The 19431-nt window shown below is 61.5% G+C and carries 22 protein-coding genes; 10 read left to right on the top strand and 12 right to left on the bottom strand.

The genetic code is table 11. From position 1 onward, the window contains the following. Window positions 1–226: 226 nt before the first annotated feature. From SH591_RS16320 to SH591_RS00615, 7 genes are all read right to left on the bottom strand, one after another. Complete coding sequence (locus SH591_RS16320) at window positions 227–487, bottom strand: DUF7673 family protein (RefSeq protein ID WP_473964747.1); 261 nt, start codon at window positions 485–487, stop codon at window positions 227–229. A 187-nt stretch (window positions 488–674) separates the two neighbouring features. Next, window positions 675–1241 (bottom strand): antitoxin Xre/MbcA/ParS toxin-binding domain-containing protein, encoded by a 567-nt coding sequence (locus SH591_RS00640; RefSeq protein ID WP_416385197.1) that lies wholly within the window; start codon window positions 1239–1241, stop codon window positions 675–677. Between the two features lie 645 nt (window positions 1242–1886). Further along, window positions 1887–2450: an SOS response-associated peptidase gene (locus SH591_RS00635; RefSeq protein WP_324750087.1), complete on the bottom strand. Its 564-nt coding sequence runs from the start codon at window positions 2448–2450 to the stop codon at window positions 1887–1889. A 6-nt stretch (window positions 2451–2456) separates the two neighbouring features. Then, on the bottom strand, window positions 2457–2600 hold the full coding sequence (locus tag SH591_RS00630; protein WP_324750086.1) for a hypothetical protein: 144 nt from the start codon (window positions 2598–2600) through the stop codon (window positions 2457–2459). Between the two features lie 614 nt (window positions 2601–3214). Next, window positions 3215–3787, bottom strand: coding sequence for a DUF1993 domain-containing protein (locus SH591_RS00625; protein ID WP_324750085.1), 573 nt, complete (start codon window positions 3785–3787; stop codon window positions 3215–3217). A 225-nt stretch (window positions 3788–4012) separates the two neighbouring features. Then, a complete protein-coding gene (locus SH591_RS00620) occupies window positions 4013–5695 on the bottom strand; it encodes an FAD-dependent oxidoreductase (protein WP_324750084.1) in 1683 nt (560 codons plus the stop codon). Beyond that, window positions 5692–5913, bottom strand: coding sequence for a hypothetical protein (locus SH591_RS00615; protein WP_324750083.1), 222 nt, complete (start codon window positions 5911–5913; stop codon window positions 5692–5694). Before SH591_RS00615 ends, SH591_RS00620 begins: the two co-directional genes overlap by 4 nt. A 54-nt stretch (window positions 5914–5967) precedes the next feature. Between SH591_RS00615 and SH591_RS00610 the strand changes: the two genes are divergently transcribed. After that, window positions 5968–6429 carry a MarR family winged helix-turn-helix transcriptional regulator gene (locus SH591_RS00610; protein ID WP_324750082.1) on the top strand — a complete coding sequence of 154 codons (462 nt, stop codon included), beginning with the start codon at window positions 5968–5970 and terminating at the stop codon, window positions 6427–6429. Window positions 6430–7535: 1106 nt separating this feature from the next. Here SH591_RS00610 and SH591_RS00605 read toward each other — a convergent pair. The 3 genes from SH591_RS00605 to SH591_RS00595 all read right to left on the bottom strand — a co-directional run bounded on the left by SH591_RS00605 (window position 7536) and on the right by SH591_RS00595 (window position 9999). Continuing rightward, the gene (locus SH591_RS00605) at window positions 7536–7994 is read right to left on the bottom strand and encodes a hotdog family protein (RefSeq protein WP_324750081.1); all 459 of its coding nucleotides are present in this window, start codon (window positions 7992–7994) and stop codon (window positions 7536–7538) included. Window positions 7995–8444: 450 nt separating this feature from the next. Further along, complete coding sequence (locus SH591_RS00600; protein ID WP_324750080.1) at window positions 8445–8741, bottom strand: hypothetical protein; 297 nt, start codon at window positions 8739–8741, stop codon at window positions 8445–8447. Window positions 8742–9288: 547 nt separating this feature from the next. Continuing rightward, window positions 9289–9999 carry an ArsR/SmtB family transcription factor gene (locus tag SH591_RS00595; RefSeq protein WP_324750079.1) on the bottom strand — a complete coding sequence of 237 codons (711 nt, stop codon included), beginning with the start codon at window positions 9997–9999 and terminating at the stop codon, window positions 9289–9291. A 63-nt stretch (window positions 10000–10062) separates the two neighbouring features. Here SH591_RS00595 and SH591_RS00590 point away from each other — a divergent pair, with 63 nt between their 5' ends. The 7 genes from SH591_RS00590 to SH591_RS16250 all read left to right on the top strand — a co-directional run bounded on the left by SH591_RS00590 (window position 10063) and on the right by SH591_RS16250 (window position 13077). Continuing rightward, window positions 10063–10452, top strand: coding sequence for an NIPSNAP family protein (locus SH591_RS00590; RefSeq protein WP_324750078.1), 390 nt, complete (start codon window positions 10063–10065; stop codon window positions 10450–10452). 57 nt (window positions 10453–10509) lie between these two features. Further along, window positions 10510–10833 carry an antibiotic biosynthesis monooxygenase family protein gene (locus SH591_RS00585; RefSeq protein WP_324750077.1) on the top strand — a complete coding sequence of 108 codons (324 nt, stop codon included), beginning with the start codon at window positions 10510–10512 and terminating at the stop codon, window positions 10831–10833. A gap of 76 nt (window positions 10834–10909) precedes the next feature. Next, window positions 10910–11278, top strand: a complete 369-nt coding sequence (locus SH591_RS00580; protein ID WP_324750076.1) for a hypothetical protein — start codon at window positions 10910–10912, stop codon at window positions 11276–11278. Window positions 11279–11296: 18 nt separating this feature from the next. Beyond that, window positions 11297–11620: a hypothetical protein gene (locus SH591_RS00575; protein WP_324750075.1), complete on the top strand. Its 324-nt coding sequence runs from the start codon at window positions 11297–11299 to the stop codon at window positions 11618–11620. 11 nt (window positions 11621–11631) lie between these two features. Beyond that, window positions 11632–12168, top strand: a complete 537-nt coding sequence (locus SH591_RS00570; protein WP_324750074.1) for an SOS response-associated peptidase family protein — start codon at window positions 11632–11634, stop codon at window positions 12166–12168. Between the two features lie 20 nt (window positions 12169–12188). Then, window positions 12189–12824, top strand: a complete 636-nt coding sequence (locus tag SH591_RS00565; protein ID WP_324750073.1) for an SOS response-associated peptidase — start codon at window positions 12189–12191, stop codon at window positions 12822–12824. A gap of 52 nt (window positions 12825–12876) precedes the next feature. Next, window positions 12877–13077, top strand: coding sequence for a DUF5818 domain-containing protein (locus SH591_RS16250; protein ID WP_416385196.1), 201 nt, complete (start codon window positions 12877–12879; stop codon window positions 13075–13077). Between the two features lie 160 nt (window positions 13078–13237). Here SH591_RS16250 and SH591_RS00560 read toward each other — a convergent pair whose 3' ends face one another. After that, complete coding sequence (locus SH591_RS00560; RefSeq protein WP_324750072.1) at window positions 13238–13723, bottom strand: hypothetical protein; 486 nt, start codon at window positions 13721–13723, stop codon at window positions 13238–13240. 162 nt (window positions 13724–13885) lie between these two features. Between SH591_RS00560 and SH591_RS16245 the strand changes: the two genes are divergently transcribed. Continuing rightward, window positions 13886–14089 (top strand): MbcA/ParS/Xre antitoxin family protein, encoded by a 204-nt coding sequence (locus SH591_RS16245; protein ID WP_416385195.1) that lies wholly within the window; start codon window positions 13886–13888, stop codon window positions 14087–14089. A 203-nt stretch (window positions 14090–14292) separates the two neighbouring features. On the opposite strand, the gene SH591_RS00555 is transcribed toward SH591_RS16245, so the two are convergent. Then, window positions 14293–14505 (bottom strand): hypothetical protein, encoded by a 213-nt coding sequence (locus SH591_RS00555; RefSeq protein WP_324750071.1) that lies wholly within the window; start codon window positions 14503–14505, stop codon window positions 14293–14295. Window positions 14506–15206: 701 nt separating this feature from the next. On the opposite strand from SH591_RS00555, the gene cas9 reads away from it, so the two are divergent. Further along, on the top strand, window positions 15207–18371 hold the full coding sequence (gene cas9, locus SH591_RS00550) for a type II CRISPR RNA-guided endonuclease Cas9 (protein WP_324750070.1): 3165 nt from the start codon (window positions 15207–15209) through the stop codon (window positions 18369–18371). The last annotated feature ends 1060 nt before the right edge of the window (window positions 18372–19431 follow it).

Below are 19431 nucleotides of genomic sequence, written 5' to 3'. Positions count from 1 at the left end.
GCACGATGGCAACTCTGCGTCCGTCGTTGGGAATCGAAGAGAGAGCCGGAGAGGGCCGAAGATGGCGCGTTGCCGCCGCTCGCGAAGCGCCGGCGTCTAAGGGCCCGCTGTTCATAGCGTCGTTCAAAACGCGTCTGCCCTGCCCGTCTGGTCAAGGAGCATAGCTGGGGCGCCATCCCGCTGCTTGGGATCGGTAGCGCTCAGCGAGGCTCTGCATGATCGACGGTCAGGGAGCTGGGCGATACATCTGGACCAGCGGCTCCATGTCATCGCTCTCGGGATACCAAATCCTGCGCGATATGTCGCTCAGGATGGAGAGAATGTCTGCTTGAATGCCTTCGTCCAGGCCAGAAAACCTGTGGGGCCCCCAACCACCCCAGGCCTTAACGTTGTACCAAGCCAATAGGAATTCAGCGACGTCTCGCGACTGGCCCGTTCCTCCTTTGGCGACGGTGAGGAGACGACAGTAGGCTTCATTCCGTGGCATCATTTATCCCTCTGCAGCCTTGCCTCTGCTTCCTGGCTATTTCAGCATCACAACCGATCTCGATACGACGGATATCAGCGTCGCCCAATCTGAGCCCAAGACACCCACCCGTCCAACAAATTGTCGGCTTATATCTGACGTCACGCGGACCGGCAGCCGAAAGCGGCAGTCGCACCTTGTCTGAGCCTCAGCTGAGCTCGCTATCGAGATACTGTCGAACGAGGAAGAGGTCGCCCACATCTCCCGATGTCATGCGATCCAGTGCGCTGCGACCGCCGAACAGTGGTGCCGCGTTCGGAGCGCGCACCCAAGCGTCTGCCTGCTTCTGCTCTGGCATCAGGATATTTATGGCTTTGAAGATCCCCAGCAGGTACGAAATGCGTTCGACGGTGTCGTGACTCACCTCCGAGACGTAACCAGCCTTCCAGCTCTGCATCGTTGACTGAGACGTAAGTCCGAGCAGATTCATCTGCTCCTTCTCGGTCAGGCGCCAAGCGATGGCGAGTTGGAAAAACGCCCGCAGCGCCGGCGCACCGAGCTCTGCTGGGCTGTCGTCAAGGTCCCTACTTGAGCCATTCTGCTCCATCAACCTGCCCTCTCTGCGAGCACGGCCGTCAACTACCTCAAGCCCCAAAGCGTGAGACTCTTCGGACGCCATGCGAACGGCAGAACGCACGCCGTCATCGAGGATATCAAGGAACCGGCAGGCATCGCGATCCCTGATTGCCTGTAGAATGTTCCGCGAGCGATCCATGCCGCAGAGTACCGTCTGAGAGCCATTATTTGAAGCTGCTTATGGCCAGAAGCAGACCGGGAGGATTGCAAGGAGCCGTCGCAAGAGCGGCCCGGTAACTACGTGCTGAACAAGCAAATCAGCCGTGGTCTAAGTCTGCCGTCAAAGAAGGGAACGTTCATTTTGAGATGCTGGCAGAGCCAGCGCAGCCACATCCGGTTTCGGCCCCTCGCGGACATTGGCGCCGTGTCGAAGACACCCGTTGCCGCCAGCCAGTCAATCACGCACAGCGGATACTGGGGGAAGTTGGACTGACGTCAGCTTGCTAGCTCAGTCGAGATGCTCTGGACCGTCCGGCTTTGGCGCTAAGCGGAGTCCCCTGTTCAAGCGCTTGGCTTGGCCGTCCACACACGGCTATCTCGCCAGTGGCGTTGAACGTCCAGCTTTGGCGCGTTGCTGACATGACTAAATTGCCGAAGCCAGAATCGCTGCTTCGGTAATTTGCGGGCGACCGCAGGCCTGGCCCGGGCAATCTCGGCATCAATTCACGTGAGATAGCCCGCCAAATACCCAACCAGGGCGAGAACAATGAGGCCTAGGATCATCGTGAACTCAACCCGCTCGTCCATGCGTGCTCTCCGGCCTCCGCCAACTGAACGCCGTGTCTCAGGCCACCTTCATCAGTTGCGAGGGAAATGGTGTCGCAAGGGAGCAGACCTCGTCGACCTCGCCGTCTAGCCACCGGTCATAATCTTCCGGGTGCAGCACTACTGGCATCGCTTTAGGATGGATCGGCGCGACGATGGGGTTTGGCTCACAGGTCAGGAATGCAAACGCCCTACCCTCCGGCGTCGGCCGCCAGATCCCTGCGAAGGCGAACACCGAGCTGTCGGCCAGGCCGAACCAGCGAGCCACCTTTGCGCCCTTCTCGCCTTCCCATTCGCAAAATTCGGACACGGGCACGAGACAGCGTCGGTCAGGGCTTGCCAGCATATTCCGCCAGAAGGGTCTCGATAGATTGCGGACATTGGTGATCGGCTTGCCATTCAAGGGAACACCCCAGCGCATGACATCGAGCGCCCGCGCGCCAGTCTCCTTGCGAACGACGTAGGCATCGTATTTGGGGAACAGCTCTGGCGGAGGCAGCCGACCCCGCTCAGGTGATATGTCCGCTCCGAACTGGCGGGCGAGCTCGGCTTCCTTGGCGGACAGGCGAAATCGATTACACATGGCCGCTCAGCTTTCGAAATCCCGTTCGCCCATCAGCTCGACAAGCTTGGCGAACACTCGGCGCTCGTCACCCAGAACAATGCGCTCCTGGTCGTTGGCCGCTACCACGCGTCCCTTGTCATCGACATGGAATGAATATTCATCATCCATCTGTGCCTCCCTAGTGTGACCCGCCGGACCCTTCCGACTCCTGCCAGCTCCGCCACATCGCCCAGCCTACCTTATCGTCGCGCTCAAGCCCGAGGCTAACATAAATGCCGAGCAAAGCGTGATCCGCCGCGCTGAAGCTCCACGGCGACTTTGGCTCCAAGAGCGCACTCCAGAATTCGTTGTAGGGCTGACGCTCGTTGCAGCCGGAATAGGCCCACAGGTAGGCCAATGCGAACCGTACCGCATGGCTGCGCCGGGGGGTGCGATACCGACACTCTTGCACGGCGTCCTCGAGAGCCAGCAGCGCTTTGTCGCGAAGTTGGTGGGCCGGGAATCGCATGGCGCATGTGTGAACGAAACAAGAACATTCATGCAAGCGCCGAGATGCTGTATCGCGGGGTATAAAGGGCAACCGAGCCGATCCCGAGCCGGGCGAGCTCGCTGGGTCAGCCGACGCGGGGAAGGTCCGTTCTTCTTGGATGCGCCCGATAGTGCGCCGGATTTTTCACGGAGCCGCCCTGCTCAGTCTTTCGAAGAAATCGAGCAGCAACCTCCCCGAATGCTTGATGGCGAAGGTAGGACGCTTGGCCGCAGAGGCCAGAGACGTCCGTGGCCTAAGCCCCCGGAGCGGTACCTGGCCTGAGGTAGCCGAACATCTGCGGCACGTAATCCACCTTGCCGAGCGGCACGCCAGCCTGGCGCAGAATGGCATAGACAATCATCTGGTGGAACGCGACCTGCGGCAGCGCCCAGTCACGCACATATTGGTCACCGGTCATGTCGAAGATCATGCCGGTGGGCAGTTCGTGCGCAATCGGCCTGTCGGCTGCAGCGTCAAGCTCGTCCGGGCCGACCGTGGCAAGGAGGCCTGCAGCATCGGCCACGCGTGCGCGCGCTTCAGCCCAGGTGCCGGGTCGCTCCCCGCCGTCGCGGCCCTCCTGGCGAACCTGAAGCACCGTCTCCGGCACAGTCTCGCCCCGGAGCCGATAGACAGGCTCCTGTGCCTGAAACGCCAGGAAGCGCAGCTGCGTAGTCAGCGGAAACATGTCAGGCGCGAGACGCAAAACGAGCAGCCCATCCGGACCTTCCCCGCGCTGCGCGACGAGCGCCTCCGCCTTATCGAGCCATCCGGAGAGGGCGTGAAGCTGGTTGGAGAGCGTAGGGATAAGGAGAGTGGTGAGCCGCATGCGATCCCTTTCGGACGGAAGGTATGCAGGATCAAGTCTGGCGTGGAGATCCATCGCAGGTGCCGTCCGCCTAATGCGTACGCTCTCCATGCGAACGCTGGCAATGAATGGGGCGCATGTCCGCAATTGGCCGCAAGCGGACGGTCTGCTCTTGTAGATGGAGATGAGGAAGCCGGACGTTCCGAGCGAGGCACGGTCAAGATCGTAGTCGTGGCGTGAGGAGCGCTATGTGCGTCCGCTAAGGTGCTGCGCCGCGATGTATCCGAAGGTCATGCCAGGCCCGAGACTGCCACCACCCCCGGGATAGGTTCCCCGGAACAGGGAGTTGGCGTCGACGCCGGCGGCATAGAGTCCCGGGATCGGCCGGCGATCGCCATCAAGAACGCGCGCATGCTCATCCGTGTCGAGGCCGTTCATCGTGCTCAGCTGCCCCGGAAAGAGCTCAACGGCATAAAAGGGACCCCGGTCGAGCGGCGCCAAATTCGGGTTGATCTTGTGCTCGGGGTCACCTTGTCCGATCGAATAGGCATCGACACCACGATCGAATTCGGGGTCCTTGCCTTCCTTGGCGTGGCGGTTGAACTCGCTCACCGTCTCCAGAAATGCCGCCTTGGGCAGACCCAGTACGTCGGCAAGGTTGGACAGGGTCTTCCCCTTCTTCAGATACCCGTTGGCCAAATAGGGCTTGATCGGAAGCGGCGCCGCCTTGGCCAATCCCATCGAGTAGCGGCGGATCGCATGGTGGGTTCCGATGAGCCAGGCAGACTCTACGCCCTTCTCGATCATCGCCGTTCCAAAGGCTTGGTAGGACGTCGACTCGTTGACGAAGCGCTTTCCGGTCTTATCCACGACGATGAAGCCGGGCATATGGCGGTCCCACATGATATGAGGGTAAGAAAAGCGTTCGCCCGTTCGATCCACCATCGTGGACATCGGCACGTAGATGGCGTTGGCGACGTTGCCCGTGACGAAGGTCCCGCCGGCCTCTACGCCAGCCTTGATGCCGTCGCCCTGGCTGCCTTCGGGCTGCAGTGAGAAGCCGGCATCCGCCTGCGGGACGTAGGTTCGCCGCATTTCCGTATTCGCGCCATAGCCTCCGGTGGCAAGGATCACGCCGCGCGTGGCCGTCACCTCCACCATCAGCCCCTGATGCGACACCCTGACGCCGCGAATGGCTCCATCCTCCTGGATCAGGCTCCGCATCGGGGAGGAGGTCCACAGCGTCACACCGGCCCGCCTCACGGAGCAGAGGAGGCTGCCGGACAGGGCGTTCCCGTTGACCAGCCGGGTCGCCCTTCCATGAAACAGCCTGTCGGAGAGATATCGCGCGAATTTGCCTGCGCTGTACACGAGTGACTTGGGCTTGCGCAGTACCGATGAAAAGGCAGCGATATCGCCCGCCCCGATCTGCATGCCATCGAACGCGCCCAGTTGCTTCAGCGCCGGGCGAAGCAGCTTGATGTCCTCGCCGAGGCGCCGACCATCAAAGACCTGCGCGGCGATGGTTCGCCCATAGGCCACTCCTGGCTTATCCGGTTCGTAGTCGACGGTGTTGCCAGGATCGAAGCGGACTTCCGAATGATCCTGCATAAACCGCAGCATCTCTGGCCCCGCCGTTAGAAACGCATCGACTTTCGCCGTATCGAAATAGTTGCCCAGAACAGCGGCCAAATAGGTCCGGGCCTGCTCGATCGAATCGGAAAGGCCGACCTTGTTCATGTAAGGGTTGTTGGGAATCCAGACCCCGCCTCCTGACAGCGCCGTGGTGCCGCCCACCCGATCAGTGCTCTCCAGGAGAAGGACCTCGAGCCCGTTCGTGGCGGCGACGATCGCAGCAGTCATGCCGGCGACGCCGGTGCCCACCACGACGACGTCGAAGCTCTTTGGTTCAGCTCTTGCTTCGGTCACGACGGCTCTCCTCTGCGATGGCCTGATGCCTCGACGCTGTCGGCGGAGGCAAACGCGGGATTCGCGACGCCGACCACCTCGTATTGGTCCGGCAAAGCCTGCAGCGCTCGAATGTGCGCCGTGGCGGCCCAGTGAATGCCGGGGTTAAGGCCAATGAATCCGACCCGGATCGGCTTGTCAGTGCGTGGCATGTTCCCTCCGGATTGATTGACGATCAAAAGTCATTATTTAGATGTTGACGCGTCAACCAATCTTCAAGGGTGGATCCGCCGATGCGCGACGAAAAGGATTGGGGATTGGCCCTCACCTGGATGATCCTCCCGGTGGGACGGACCTGGTATCGCGCGGTGAGCAAGGCGTTCGAGGATTTCGGGATGTCCTTCTCCACCGCCGCGCCGATCCTCGCCATCGTGGAGCTCGGCGACGGGTCGCGCCAGAACGTCATAGCTGAAGCGATAGGGGTCGACAGGGCAGCCATGGCTCGGTCGGTCGATCAACTCGAGGCCATGGGATTGGTGCAGCGCCGCATGGACCCCGACGACCGGCGCGGACGCAAGCTTCACCTCACCGAACAAGGGCGCTCGCTGGCAAGAAAACTCGATGTGGTGGCCAGCAATATTCGCAAGCATGCGCTCGCTTCGGTCACGGCCGAAGATGGTTCGGCGGCAGTGCGTGTCTTGCAACATCTGGAACGTGCCGCCGAACAGATGCTGCAAAGCGAAAGCTCTGAGTAGTCGCCGGCAAAATGCCGCGATTGGTGACCGAGCCACGATCGACGGTCCGGTCTTCAGTGCCGCTGGCGCTGCCCTGAGTGTCTGCTAATGGCGCTTAGCGGAACTCCCTGCCCCTACGCCGGCTTTGGCCGTTAGCGGACTGTCCGCTTCTGGGTGGGACGGCGGGAAAGCGGACGTTTGCGACTTCTGCGATTGACGCGCCGTCCAACGTGCTACTTTCCAGGACTCAACAGATGAGCATGCTTTCCGCGACCCAGACTGGGATTGTGCCCAGTTCCGCCCCTGTGCTGCGCCCGAGATACGGCAATTCCATTGGGAACAAGAAACCCTCGATTAGACGGAGTAGCCGATGAAGCGCAGATCCAAATAGTGTCCTGTTAGGAAAACCGATGCGATCAAGAGGAATGCGACGGAGACGGTTCTGGTAACGGCTCGGTCCCCGACGCCGCTCAGGTTTGTGGCGGTGTCTGGGAACAGGGTGCCAAAGGCTCCACTTATGAACGCCAACCACACGAGCAGAAGGCGGTCTCTCCCGGAGTGGTGAACGTGAGGGTCACCCTGCTCGACACACCCAGCTAGCAGGAGGGCAATGATCAGAGCCGGTAGGTGCAGCCTCATAGGAAACACCTAAGTCGTTTTGGTTACCGAAATCTGAAGTAAAGCGCGCAGGATCGGAACGAATGTGGCCCCTTGCCCGGTACGATCTGGCTTTGACCGCAGGCACTCGAAGAATTGATGGGCCGCCGAGAAATAGGACCAGAACCCGACGACCCGCAACGTCCATGACCGCCCCGTTCGATCACGACAAGAACGGTAGAGCGATACCGGCATTCCCTACGGTTATCCCAAAATCCACAATGTTTATCCATACACCGGGCAAATCACGGATACCTGCTTCGCGAACAGCCATGTATGATCGTTGCATGGTGACACCATTCAACACCCTCTAACCGCCTCATGCGTCGTGGATCATCGTTGGTATCGGCTACCTCGTCGGAAGAATCGGATGGGCTTCGCGCGAAATCATTAGAGCTCTGCGCGACAGACGTGCTCAACGCTCGCCAGCGACCCATCGCGGACGATACGCCTACGCATACCTGTTAGCGCTAAGAAAAATCAGATGTGCTCAGCTTCTCGTTGCTGTCGGGATCCGCCCTCCTGTAGCTTCGAATAATGCTGGACGCTTGTTCTCTTATCTTTTCGCTGTTTGGAACGTGCTTGCGATCGAATATGATAGACCACACAATAGCGTTGTCTTTGATACTCAAACCGCAGTTCGCGTGCGGCGTATCTTTATGACAAGCAGTGACTCCCGACGGGAAGCTAAACTTCTGAAACGTATGCGTCGGCGTGTCATTGATGTGCCGAATGAGCGGAGCTCCGCCCCCCTGCCAATTTCTTCTATAGCTAATGCTATCGGCAAGAACGATCTCAAAGTCGGCACTTGGCGGTCTTAATCGCGCGTACACCTCTCCGCTGGCAGGTCCTGAGGCTATTTCAATATGGTCCCCAGGAATATCGTATTTGACGCCATTGATGACAAAGCTTTTGCCTTTGTCGGTCATGTCATAACACCCGGCCGTAGCAAGCAGGATTCCAAGAGTGGCTAGCCGAGGTAGAAGCCGACTTCGCGGCCGCTTGGAACCAGTTAGCATATCAGATCCTATTATGCTGCAGACGCTTCGAGCGTAATAGATAATGAAGCCGCTCGCCGGTTGGGCGTCGAGTTCCTGGCTCAGGTACAGCATCGCATATTCGTACGGCGAAGCGCCAGATGCCGGAGGATAGGCTGCAACCCGCTCGGAACGTCCGCATCTGGCCGTTAGCGGACTGTCCGCTTCTGGGTGCGACGGCGGAAAAGCGGACCTTTGTGGCTTCCGCGTGCTCTAAGTCCGCTATCGACCCACAGCGGAGGCGGGTCACAGGGTTTGAGATGAGCGTCCCAATTAGATCGTAGAAGATGATGCTATCATAGACGCCGCCAAGCGATAGTCGTCCTTCCCCTCATGGACGAACTACCTGACACGCACGGCGGCGTAGTATTTCTGGCCGTTGAGCTCCTTCTCTTGGAGAATCGTTCCGTCCTCGGCGACGACGTAGCGCTTACACTCGGAAAATATCCCCGCCTCTACGCATACGCGATCTCCATCGATGGAGTAGGTTCCGACGACTGGCGCACCCCCTCCCTGGACAGACCGCATGAACGAGCCGTCAGGGCCATACATGTCGACGCGACCCTCGAGTGACGGCCGCCTGCCGAATTGGACACTCTTGCCTCGGATGAGCTTTTTGAGGTCGTCACCGCCGATCACACGGAGATTCGATCCGTAGCGGGGATTCTTGACGTGTTGAGCGCCCACGTGATCGTGACTTGGCGGTGGTGAAGCCGAGCTGGGCGCCAGCACACATGCAGTCAGTAGCGCAATCGCAACCGCGCACCATCGAGATCGGAAGCGCCGCGCTCGAGTTGCCTCGTTTCTAATGACGAGATGCAGGGGACGGAACATGCAGCCTCTCAAACGCAATGCCTCAAGATCTTTCTGTCTCTTAGGTCCTACTTGATTCGTGACGAAGATACTTATGCTGGCGCTAACACAAAGCTATTTGGGCTCTAGCTACGAAAGGACGTGGCTGGTCTACCTGAACGAACGACCGGTTTGTGGCTGCGCTCGGGAAGCTCTGAACGACCATGATGGCGCAAAGCGGCCGGCGTACCGGACGTTCCTCGATCTACTCGGCCGGCCCGGAACTGTGCATGTTGCGGCACAGGAAGTCGCGCCCTTGCTGTAAGTGTGATGCCGAGGCCGCCCTTCAGGTCCGAGCGCTTGAGGGAGGTAAACCCGGCGGGCGACCGGCGTATCAGGCTGGTGCTAGTCCAAAATGGCGTTCGAACGCCGCTTGTCCCGGCGGGGTGATGAGGAGAGCGCGGCCGGTGCCGGACCGGCGAAGCCAGCCCTTACCCAGGAAGCAGGCGTAGAGGGCCCGGCCGACCGTACCGGCGACATGCGGGCGACGCTCGCTCCAGTCGAGGCAGGGACGGCAGAAGGCGCGCCGCGAGGCGGCCGGTGCGCTCGCATCGAGATCGACGCCGAGAGACGCGAGGAAGTCCATGCCCCGGCCCGTCAGCGCGCCCCCGTCTGCGTCGAACTCGAGCTCGCCGCGTCCTGTCATGGAGGCGGCGATCCCGACGGCGACTTCGCCGGCAAGATGATCGTAGCAGAGACGCGCCCGGCGCAGCGCTTGGTCCCGGGGGCCTGTTCGTACCGGCCGGCATCGCCCGGCGGCAGTGACAAGCTCGCCAGTGAGCGACATCATGCTCTCGAGGAGGCCGGCAACGGACGGGCTTGCGAGGCGATAATAACGGTGGCGACCCTGTCGCTCGAGCGCGAGCAGCCCAGCATCTAGCATGCGGACGAGGTGCCCGCTCGCCGTCGAAGGCGCGATGCCGGCAGCTTCCCCCAGTTCGCCCGCTGTGAGCGCGCGCCCGTCCATCAGGGTCACGAGGATCGCCGCGCGCGCGGGCTCCCCGATCAGGGCGGCGATGCTGGCGAGAGAGGCGACGTTGGTCATGGCAGCTCCTCGTGTAGCCCGCCAATGCGGCCTTAGCGAAGCGGAGAGGGGAATGTTTCGGCCGTGGCCGAAGCATCGCTCGGGCCGCTACCGCTAAAAGACCAGGGCAACCCGGAGACCACCATGATCACCTGCTTCATCCGATACGAGCTCGACCCCTACAAACTGCCCGCCTTCGGCGACTATGCCCGCAACTGGGGCCAGGCCATTCCGCGCTGCGGCGCCGATCTCATCGGCTATTTCGCGCCGCACGAAGGCTCGGCGTCCACCGCCTACGGGGTCTATTCGGTCGAGAGCCTCGCCGCTTACGAGGCCTATCGCGCTCGGCTGCGCGAAGATCCGATCGGGCGCGAAAACTATGCTTTCGCCCAGCGCGAGCGGTTCATCCGCCGCGAGGATCGGCTGTTCCTGCGGCTCGCCTCCGCGCCCCATGCGCATTTGGTGCGGCCGTGATCGCGGTGCTGTTCGAGGTCTGGCCGGCGTCGGGACGGGAGTCGCGCTATCTGGACCTTGCCCACGCGCTGCGGCCCCGAGCTGGACCGGATCGACGGCTTTCTCTCGATCGAACGGTTCGAGAGCCTCGCCGAGCCCGGCAAGCTCCTTTCGCTCTCCTTCTGGCGCGACGGGGCGGCGGTCGCGGCTTGGCGCAACACCGCCGCCCACCGGGCCGTGCAGGCGGAAGGGCGGCGCGCGGTGTTCAGCGATTATCGGATCCGCATCGCTGAGGTCGTGCGCGATTACGGCATGACCGAGCGTGCCGAAGCCCCGCTCGACAGTCGCGCGCGCACGAGTGCGGATGAAGCCCGGCCATCGCCGAAACAGCCATGCAGTTGAAGTAAGGACTTCTCGCGCTAGCCTATGTTCTGTCTTTGTTCTATATTTTCCCCCGAATCGAACATAGGAGATGACCATGGCCGTGACGGTTCGCGGATTGCCTGCGGTCGGGCGCGTAGAAGTGACCGGGAATGTGGAAGCCACGCTGGAGTTGCCGTCTGCTGGGCCCTGTCTCTTCTATCTCGCTTTTTCCGATGGCACGCTGATTGAGGGAAGGCACGAGGATCGGATCAACCGGTTCCGGCTGCATACCGAGGGCGCCGGCCTCACAGCCATCCGCCGCGATGGCGACAACGACGTACTCGACCTCCGCTGGGCGATCGAGTGGGTGACAATCGCCTCTCTCGAAGGGAGCGCCTACCCGGTCGCTGACCAAGAGCCACTTCCGATGTTGCCGGGCCTGTTCGAGGGGCGCGGTGGGCGGGTGCCGGAGGCGGCCCTTTGAGGCCGATAGCCAGAACCCATGTACCCAGACGGCTCAGCCTATCCGCTGCGGACTCTCTTCGACGCTGCCGTCCGCCAATATTCGATCAAGCTCACCTGCCGGGCCTGCCAGCATGTCCGCATCCTGCACCCTCATGCGCTCTGGTGGATGTTCGACAAAAAGGGCTGGCCCGATAGCTTCAAGGACGTCCAGCGGCGGGCAGTTTGCGTCCCTTGCCGCAAGCTTCGCAATGAGATCGTCCGCAACCCCAGGCTCGAGCTGGTCCACGAGGAGATCACCGGCGAACCGCTGCCCCTTCCAAGCGAGCAGGAATGGAAGCGCGCCTTGAGCCGGCATCGATGAAGGAGCACAACATGAGCAGCACCACAGCGACGAGGCGGGCCATGTCATCAGCGGCCTACGAGGGTCCGGGCAAAACCGGCCAGATCATGATCTGGGCAGACGGTGCCCCCAAGCAGATCGGATGCACCTGGGGCCTGAAGCCGGTCGAGGCTAGCGGCAAACCCGTCAGCCTCCTCCGCTGGGAGGGCCGAGAAATCAGCAATCCTTGCCTGATCATCGCCAACGACTTCGGCCTGAGGGTCGACGGGCGGTTCAAATACCGGGCCAGCCTCATCACCGATGCGCCCTTCTTCTGTCTCGCCGGCACGTGGCGCCCGGCGACGAGCGACTGGCCTGCCGCATATGCCGCGCTCACCACCGAAGCCTATCCTGACATCGCGCCGTACAAGGATCGCCACGTTGCCGTGGTGCGCGAGGAAGACTGGCTGAACTGGCTCCAACTGAGCAAGCCGGTCAGCGAGATCTTGCGGCCGTTTCCTCCCGGCAGTTTTTCAGTCTCAGGCACGGGCAAGGTCGCCGCTGTCGGCGATCTGTTCGATTTTAGCTGATGCTCTGGTAAGGGTGGGCCATGTGTAATCTCTACACGACCAAGGCGAGCGCCAGCGAGGTAGCCGCTTATTTTCGCGCCAGGATGCCGCAGAACATGAACGTAGCGGCCGGCGAGGTTTATCCGGGCGGTCCCGGCATGGTCGTTCGCGAGCAGGACGGCGAGCGCATCGTACAGAGCATGACCTGGGGTTTCCCGCTCGCCCAGAAGAGCAAGAAAACCGGGCAGCCGATCAAGCCTAAGCCAGTGAACAATATCGCGGACCTCACCAGCTTCATGTGGCGCTTCGTCGCGCCCAAGCCTGAGCATCGCTGCATCATTCCGCTGACCGGCTTTTGCGAGGCCGAAGGCGAGAAAGGCGCGAAGACCCGCACTTGGTTTGGCGTGAAGCAGCAGCCGATCTTCGCCTGGGCCGGGATGTGGAAGGACAGTCCGGAATGGGGCCCGGTCTATTCTGGGCTCATGACCGACTGCAACGAGACTGTCCGCCCGGTCCACGATCGCATGCCGGTTCTGCTGCACGAGGAAGATCACGACCTCTGGCTCCGAGGCTCGCTCGACGACGTCCTGTCATTCCAGGGGCGCTGCTTTCCGGATGAGCTCATACGCATGGAACGGACCGCAGACCCATGGCTGCGCCGGGTGCAGGCGTCATGACCGACATTATCGTAGCCGAATTCGACCCCGCCGCATCGCCGGAGCCTGATCTATGCCAATAGGCTCATTCCATAGCGAAACCGGCTTGCTCCTGCGCCAGCGCGGAAGACTCATCCTCCAACGCGATAATGGCGGACGCTGGCGTCTCGAAGCCGATGCGGAGACCGAGCAATACGTAGGGCAACGGGTGGAAATCGAGGGCATCCGATCCGGTTTTGACGTCTTAGACGTTGTTCGCCTCGGCCCTTGTTGAGCGGCCGTGAACCCTGTCCTGCCAACCAGGCGTTAGTCGGGCATGGCGATCGCGTCCGGTTTCTAGCCGCCGCACTGGCGTACGCTACTGCGACCTAGAGCGGTATTTACCCCGGCATCATCGAAACCTCGAAGCCCTCTTTTAAAGCGCCACCCTTAGATCATGGCCTCAGGATCTTGAGTGCTTCCATCAAGACTTCCATCACGCGCTGCAGCCATCTTGGCATGTTATTGATCAGTTTCTCGATGCTGCCTTTGCCCACTTCGAGCACATCCACCGCATCGTCGGAAAGCGGGTCGGCGATCTCGACTGTGGGAAAGTAGTCAGCGAATTCCTCGACGACGGCACGGTTCTCCTCGCTCAGCAAATCGCGGTGCCGATACCCGATATACATCAGCTCAAGGCCGAGCACCCTCGCTGCAGCGCGGCTCGCCACATCACCCCAGTCGTCGTCAAAGCTCTGAGGGATATCGTTTTGCATCTCCTGGGTGCCCCGCCACACGCCTTCGACCGCCTCATTCAGCCAGTCCATGTTCGTCGCGCGGGCACGGGCTCGGGCGACAACCGCCATCGTTTCGAGGAATACTAGCAGGGCAACGTTCAATTGCGGTGCCGCTGGAGCCACCGGTGTGCGCAGGTCTCCCATCGTCTCTCTCCCCTAGCGGGAACTCATCTTAGCCTACGACCGCCTCGTACAAAGGTCCGGAATGGGTTGAACGGGTCTGGGTTTCGCGCCCCGATCACGGGTACGACCGGTCTGGTATTAGTTCGGCTTTCGTCCAGGGCTCGGTTCGGCCATAAGTGGGGCGTGGAAAACACGGCCCGCGACGCAGCTGACATTCTGGCTCTGGTCGAACCACGGTTCGGGTCGACTGAGCGTGCCCGACATTGGTTCGAGACCGAACCGCTGCCAGGTTTCGGCGGGCGGACGGCGAAGCAGTTGGTCACGGCGGGACGAGCTGGAGAAGTTCGGGAATTCATGGCGGCCATCGACGCCGGTATCCACTCGTAAGCTCGAAAGTCACGGCCGCTTTTGGCCGTGAGCAGAAGGTCCGGCTCAGCAAAAAGCGCAGGAAGCGGTCAGTTATCCTTCAAGATCTTATTTCGAGAAAATGTAGAATATCCGGCGGAAATCCGCAATCCGCTTTGGCAGGCGCTGTTACGAAGTCGACCAACCCGGATCGGTACTTCGGCTGATCTTGCCGACTATCTCCTCTACTCTTCGGGCTCCCGTCTTGGTTTACGCAGTCCATTGTCCCTCTCATCCCTGTCGGCCGAGGCATATTCCGCGAGCGTCTGGATCCGTAGCCGATCGGCCGCGTGATCGTCGTCTCCCCCGCCAATAACTTTGTTCATCTCTTCGATCGTTACGGCCCGTTGCCCGTCACGCTTCAACATGCCGAATACGTCGGAAATCTGGCCGCTCATCGGAGTCTCCATGTAGATCCTGGTCAGACGTATAGCACAAGCGGGAGGCCACCGCCGCGCCCTACCATCGAGGCGGCGATCCCGACGGCGACTTCGCGGGTAAGGCCGAACTGGCTCGGTGGGACCGCCCAGCGCTTGAATGCGATTTCGGAATTCCAGGCAGCCGCGCGGGGAGCAGGTCTGAAAGCTCACGTCGCGGGAGAGGCCTCCAGCCCGAAAGGCGTGCGCCAGGCGCGCCGCCGAGCGCGCCGCCGAGGGCGTTCGGGCGCAAATGACTGGGATCGCGAAGAGCTTGGAACGGGACCCGCAGGTGGAGTCGCTCCTGCGCCGTCGGAGCAGCGGGCTGGGCATACCACCATTTGTCGAGAAGCCGCTTTCGCAATCGCTGCCGGACTGGATCGGATGGCGAAGGGGTCGCGGGCTTGAGCGATAACTCGCGTCTGCGAATGTGCAGATCCTATGCCGAAAGTGGGACGATACCGGCCGCCATGCCGAACATCGCTAAGAGAAGCAGGTAGACGATATGCTTGCGGCCATCCAAAAAAGGCGGGGCCGTAGCCCCGCCCTTATTTGGTGCAGTCAAGCTGCTTGTTAACAGCTGGCCCTGCGATTTCTGAACGTTCCTTGTTCTTCAGTTCGGACGCAAAGTCAATTGTCTAACCTCCTTCCCCTTGTCAGGATGAGGGGAAGGGAGAGCAGCAATGCGAAGGCTCGGACTCGACATCGGCACCAACAGCATCGGCTGGTGCCTGATCGAAGGCGACAGCAAGATCGTGGATATCGGGGTCCGCATCTTCGCCGATGGGCGCGACCCGAAATCCGGAGCTTCGCTGGCCATTGACCGGCGTGCGGCGCGGGCGATGCGGCGGCGCCGCGATCGTTATCTCGGGCGCCGGTCGGCTTTTTTGCGCGCACTCGTCGAGCATGGGCTGATGCCGGTCGATACGGTCGAAGCGAAGCTAACCGCTGAGCGTGATCCCTACAAACTGCGCGCGCGGGCACTGCACGAGCGGCTGGACCCGCACGAGATCGGCCGCGCCTTCTTCCACCTCAATCAGCGTCGCGGCTTCAAGTCGAACCGAAAAGCGGAGCGGCGGCAGAAGGACAACGAGGACGGGAAAATCGCCGGAGGCGCCAAGGCGCTCGATCAGGCGATGGCCGAGGTGGGCGCAGACACGCTGGGCCAGTTCTTGGCCGGGCGAAGCGAAAAACGCGTGCGGATGAACGGCGAGAGCCAGGAATATGATTTTTACCCGCAGCGCCGGCACGTCGAATATGAGTTCGCCCGCATCTGGGAAGCTCAAGCCGCGCATCACCCGGAGTTGCTGAGCGAAACCGAACGCGCGGCGCTCCATCGCATCCTCTTCTTCCAGCGCCCGCTAAAGGAGCAGGAGGTTGGCGTGTGCACGTTCGTAACCGAGGAACGCCGCTTGCCGAAGGCGCATCCCATGTTTCAGGAGCGCCGCCTTTATGAGGAGGTCAACCAACTCGAGATCACTACGCTTGGCGAGGGATCGAGGAAGCTGACGCCGGACCAGCGCGACGCGTTGATCCTCGAATTGCGGAGCCGAAAGGAGCGCAGTTTCGATGCCTTAGCACGCCGCCTGAAGCTCGACCCCGGTCAGAGCTTCAACAAAGCTAGCGAGACGCGCATCGCGCTGCGCGGCAACGAAGTCTATGCCGCCATGAGCGATAAGAAGCGGTTCGGCGCGAATTGGGCGCAGCTTGATGCGGCCCGCCAGTGGCTGATCGTCGAGCGGCTAATCAACGAGGGGGATTCCGAGGCCCTGCACGCCTTCCTAACCGAGGAATGTGGCCTGGATGATGACTGCGCGGTGGCCACTGCCAAGGCGCCGCTTCCCGAAGGCTATGGCCGGCTCGGCGCCACCGCAACGCGCCTCATCCTCGCCGAGCTGAAAAAGGACGTAGTCACCTATGACGAGGCGGTGCGGCGCGCCTTCCCCCACCTCCACCACAGTGACTTTCGCACCGGCGAAGTGCTGCCAAAGCTCCCTTATTATGGCGAGCTGCTGACGCGCGAGATCCTCCCCGGCAGCCAGCTTCCGTCCGATCCGCCCGAAAAGCGCTGGGGTAAGATCACCAACCCGACCGTTCATATCGGCCTTCGTCAGCTCGAAAAGCTGGTCAACGCGATCCTCGCCGTCCACGGTCGGCCCGATGAAATCGTCGTGGAGCTCGCCCGCGAGCTGAAGCTGAGCGAGAAGGAAAAGGCCAAGCACGACAAACGCATCCGCGAGGACACCGCCGCCGCAGTCCGGCGGTCCGAAAAGCTCCAGAGCATAGGCCAGCCCGACACGGGCGCTAATCGCCTGCTACTGCGAATGTGGGAGGAGCTGAACCCGGCCAATCCGCTCGATCGCCGATGCCCATATTGCGGCGGGATGATCGGCGCGGAACTGCTGTTCAGCGGGGCTACCGACGTCGATCATATCCTCCCTTATTCCCGAACGCTCGACGATAGCGCGTCCAACAAAGTGGTCGCGCACCGAGCCTGCAACCGCGCCAAGGGCAACAAGACGCCCTTTGAGCGCTGGCACACGGACACGGAGCGCTGGGGTAAGATCGCGGGGCAGGTCGCGCGTCTGCACAAGTCGAAGCAGTGGCGCTTCGGGCCGGACGCAATGGAGCGGTTCGAGAAGGAGGGCGGCTTTCTCGCGCGTCAGCTCACCGACACCCAATATCTCTCGCGAATCGCACGAACCTATTTGTCCACCCTCTACGCCGATAAGAGCGAGGGCGGCGTTTACGTCATACCTGGCCGGCTGACGGCAATGCTGCGTAGATTGTGGGCGCTCAACAGCCTTCTCCCCGACCACAATTTCGTTGCGAACGAGCATTCGAACGCGCCCAAGAATCGGCTCGACCACCGGCACCACGCAATTGACGCGACAGTGGTGGCGGTGACCACACGCGGCCTTCTGAACGAAATTGCCAAGGCCGCTGGGCGCGCGGAGGAAAAGAATCTCGACAAAATGTTCGAAGGTTTGCCCGAGCCTTGGTCAGGTTTCCGTGAAGAGCTGGCCGAAAAGCTCGCCCGAGTCATCGTCAGCCACAAGCCAGACCACGGTCGCAGGGGCAGGCCCGCGCGGGGGCGTGACGTGACATCGGGACGGCTGCACAACGATACCGCCTACGGCCTCACCGGGGAGACCGCAACGGACGGCAAGACCCCGATCGTCGTTCACCGCGTGCCGCTGATGAGCCTGAAGCCCGCCGATCTGACCGATCCACCCCGCATCCCAGACCAGGTTTTGCGGGAGGCCCTCCAAGACTCGACGCGGGGCAAGATCGGCAAAGATTTTGAGTTGGCGCTGCGGCGCTTCGCTCACACGCATCCGAACTTCAGGGGCATCCGCCGCGTGCGCGTGCGCGAGCCGCTCAACGTAATCCCCATCCGCGACAAGAACGGGCGCGCCTACAAAGCATACAAGGGCGATGCCAACGCGCGCTTTGATGTGTGGCGGCTACCGAATGGCAAATGGACGGCTGACATCGTTTCAATGTTCGACGCGCACCAGCCGGACCAGTGCGACCGCCGACCGCATCCGGCTGCGAAGAAGGTGCTGAGCCTTCGCCAGAACGACATGCTGGCGGTGGAGCGCAACGGCGGCGCGCCGCAAATCGTGCGTGTGGTGAAGTTTTCGACCAACGGCACGATCGCTCTCGCTCCGGATAATGAAGGCGGGGCGCTGAAGGCGCGGGACGCGGCGTCGAACGAGGTCGATCCGTTCAAATATGTCTTCTCCTCGGCAGGAGGGTTGAAGAACCTCAAGGCTCGCCAGGTCCGTGTCGATGCCCTCGGTCGCGTGTTCGATCCGGGCCCGCGAGAGCCGGCGACCGCCTGAGGAGGCGCAGAGGGAGTATGGACCGTATCGTCGATATCGCGACCGACGGCCATGCGAGCGGGGATGTGACGTGGTCTAGCAGTTCAGAAATCGAGGGGCCAACCGCAACACTCTCCAGCCTTGATGGTCGTCATTCCGGTGTCTAGCAGTTCAGAAATCGAGGGCCAACCGCAACATCTTGGTGAGAGCTGCGCGGGCGGTGTTCGGTCTAGCAGTTCAGAAATCGAGGGCCAACCGCAACATGATGAACTGGTGGAGGCGCTGCGATTGGGGTCTAGCAGTTCGGAAATCGAGGGCCAACGCAACTAGAACAGACCGTCATCCTCGAGCGGTTGCGGTCTAGCAGTTCAGAAATCGAGGTCCAACCGCAACTCAACCCCGACACACCCGATGGAGAGCCTGAGGTCTAGCAGTTCAGAAATCGAGGGCCAACCGCAACATCGGCGGGCCGTCGATCCCAACGCAGCAGGTCTAGCAGTTCAGAAATCGAAGGCCAACCGCAACTCGTGTGTCGATGGATGCAGTCTTAGGCCGGTCTAGCAGTTCAGAAATCGAGGGCCAACCGCAACGCTGGAGAGGATGTCGAGCGGGTGGCGGACGGTCTAGCAGTTCAGAAATCGGGCGCCAACCGCAACCTCAACAGGAGCAGGACAATGATGATCGCGGGTTTAGCAGTTCAGAAATCGAGGGCCAACCGCAACATACAGTCGAAGACACTGGGGCTGTCATCCGGTCTAGCAGTTCAGAAATCGAGAGCCAACCGCAACACGAAAGGACCGTATAATGGATGAGGGATTGTCTAGCATTTCAGAAATCGAGGGCCAACCGCAACGAAGGAGAGCTCTAGGTGGAAGGGGTGCTAGGTCTAGCAGTTCAAAATCGAGCGCCAACGCAGCCGCGACGGCGCAATTGCGTCATGCTCGGCGAGGTAGCGCCCAAGAATACCTTTGACAGCAAGCGAACTGGCGCAGTCGGCTGCGGCGACACCACGCTTCAAAAGACGGGCATGCCGAGGGCCCCGGCGCGACATACCTGACGGTGGCGGCGTTGTCCCACTCTC

The organism is Sphingomonas sp. LY54 (assembly GCF_035594035.1).
Taxonomy (GTDB): domain Bacteria; phylum Pseudomonadota; class Alphaproteobacteria; order Sphingomonadales; family Sphingomonadaceae; genus Allosphingosinicella.
Note: the sequence above shows the minus strand (reverse complement) of the source record. Positions and strands in the feature narration are given on the sequence as shown.

Excerpts from the sequence above, each read along its gene's own strand:
- SH591_RS16320 (WP_473964747.1), bottom strand. The coding sequence starts at position 487 with ATGCCACGGAATGAAGCCTACTGTCGTCTCCTCACCGTCGCCAAAGGA.
- SH591_RS00640 (WP_416385197.1), bottom strand. The coding sequence starts at position 1,241 with ATGGATCGCTCGCGGAACATTCTACAGGCAATCAGGGATCGCGATGCC.
- SH591_RS00635 (WP_324750087.1), bottom strand. The coding sequence starts at position 2,450 with ATGTGTAATCGATTTCGCCTGTCCGCCAAGGAAGCCGAGCTCGCCCGC.
- SH591_RS00630 (WP_324750086.1), bottom strand. The coding sequence starts at position 2,600 with ATGGATGATGAATATTCATTCCATGTCGATGACAAGGGACGCGTGGTA.
- SH591_RS00625 (WP_324750085.1), bottom strand. The coding sequence starts at position 3,787 with ATGCGGCTCACCACTCTCCTTATCCCTACGCTCTCCAACCAGCTTCAC.
- SH591_RS00610 (WP_324750082.1), top strand. The coding sequence starts at position 5,968 with ATGCGCGACGAAAAGGATTGGGGATTGGCCCTCACCTGGATGATCCTC.
- SH591_RS00605 (WP_324750081.1), bottom strand. The coding sequence starts at position 7,994 with ATGACCGACAAAGGCAAAAGCTTTGTCATCAATGGCGTCAAATACGAT.
- SH591_RS00595 (WP_324750079.1), bottom strand. The coding sequence starts at position 9,999 with ATGACCAACGTCGCCTCTCTCGCCAGCATCGCCGCCCTGATCGGGGAG.
- SH591_RS00580 (WP_324750076.1), top strand. The coding sequence starts at position 10,910 with ATGGCCGTGACGGTTCGCGGATTGCCTGCGGTCGGGCGCGTAGAAGTG.
- SH591_RS00575 (WP_324750075.1), top strand. The coding sequence starts at position 11,297 with ATGTACCCAGACGGCTCAGCCTATCCGCTGCGGACTCTCTTCGACGCT.
- SH591_RS00570 (WP_324750074.1), top strand. The coding sequence starts at position 11,632 with ATGAGCAGCACCACAGCGACGAGGCGGGCCATGTCATCAGCGGCCTAC.
- SH591_RS00565 (WP_324750073.1), top strand. The coding sequence starts at position 12,189 with ATGTGTAATCTCTACACGACCAAGGCGAGCGCCAGCGAGGTAGCCGCT.
- SH591_RS16250 (WP_416385196.1), top strand. The coding sequence starts at position 12,877 with ATGCCAATAGGCTCATTCCATAGCGAAACCGGCTTGCTCCTGCGCCAG.
- SH591_RS00560 (WP_324750072.1), bottom strand. The coding sequence starts at position 13,723 with ATGGGAGACCTGCGCACACCGGTGGCTCCAGCGGCACCGCAATTGAAC.
- SH591_RS00555 (WP_324750071.1), bottom strand. The coding sequence starts at position 14,505 with ATGAGCGGCCAGATTTCCGACGTATTCGGCATGTTGAAGCGTGACGGG.
- cas9 (WP_324750070.1), top strand. The coding sequence starts at position 15,207 with ATGCGAAGGCTCGGACTCGACATCGGCACCAACAGCATCGGCTGGTGC.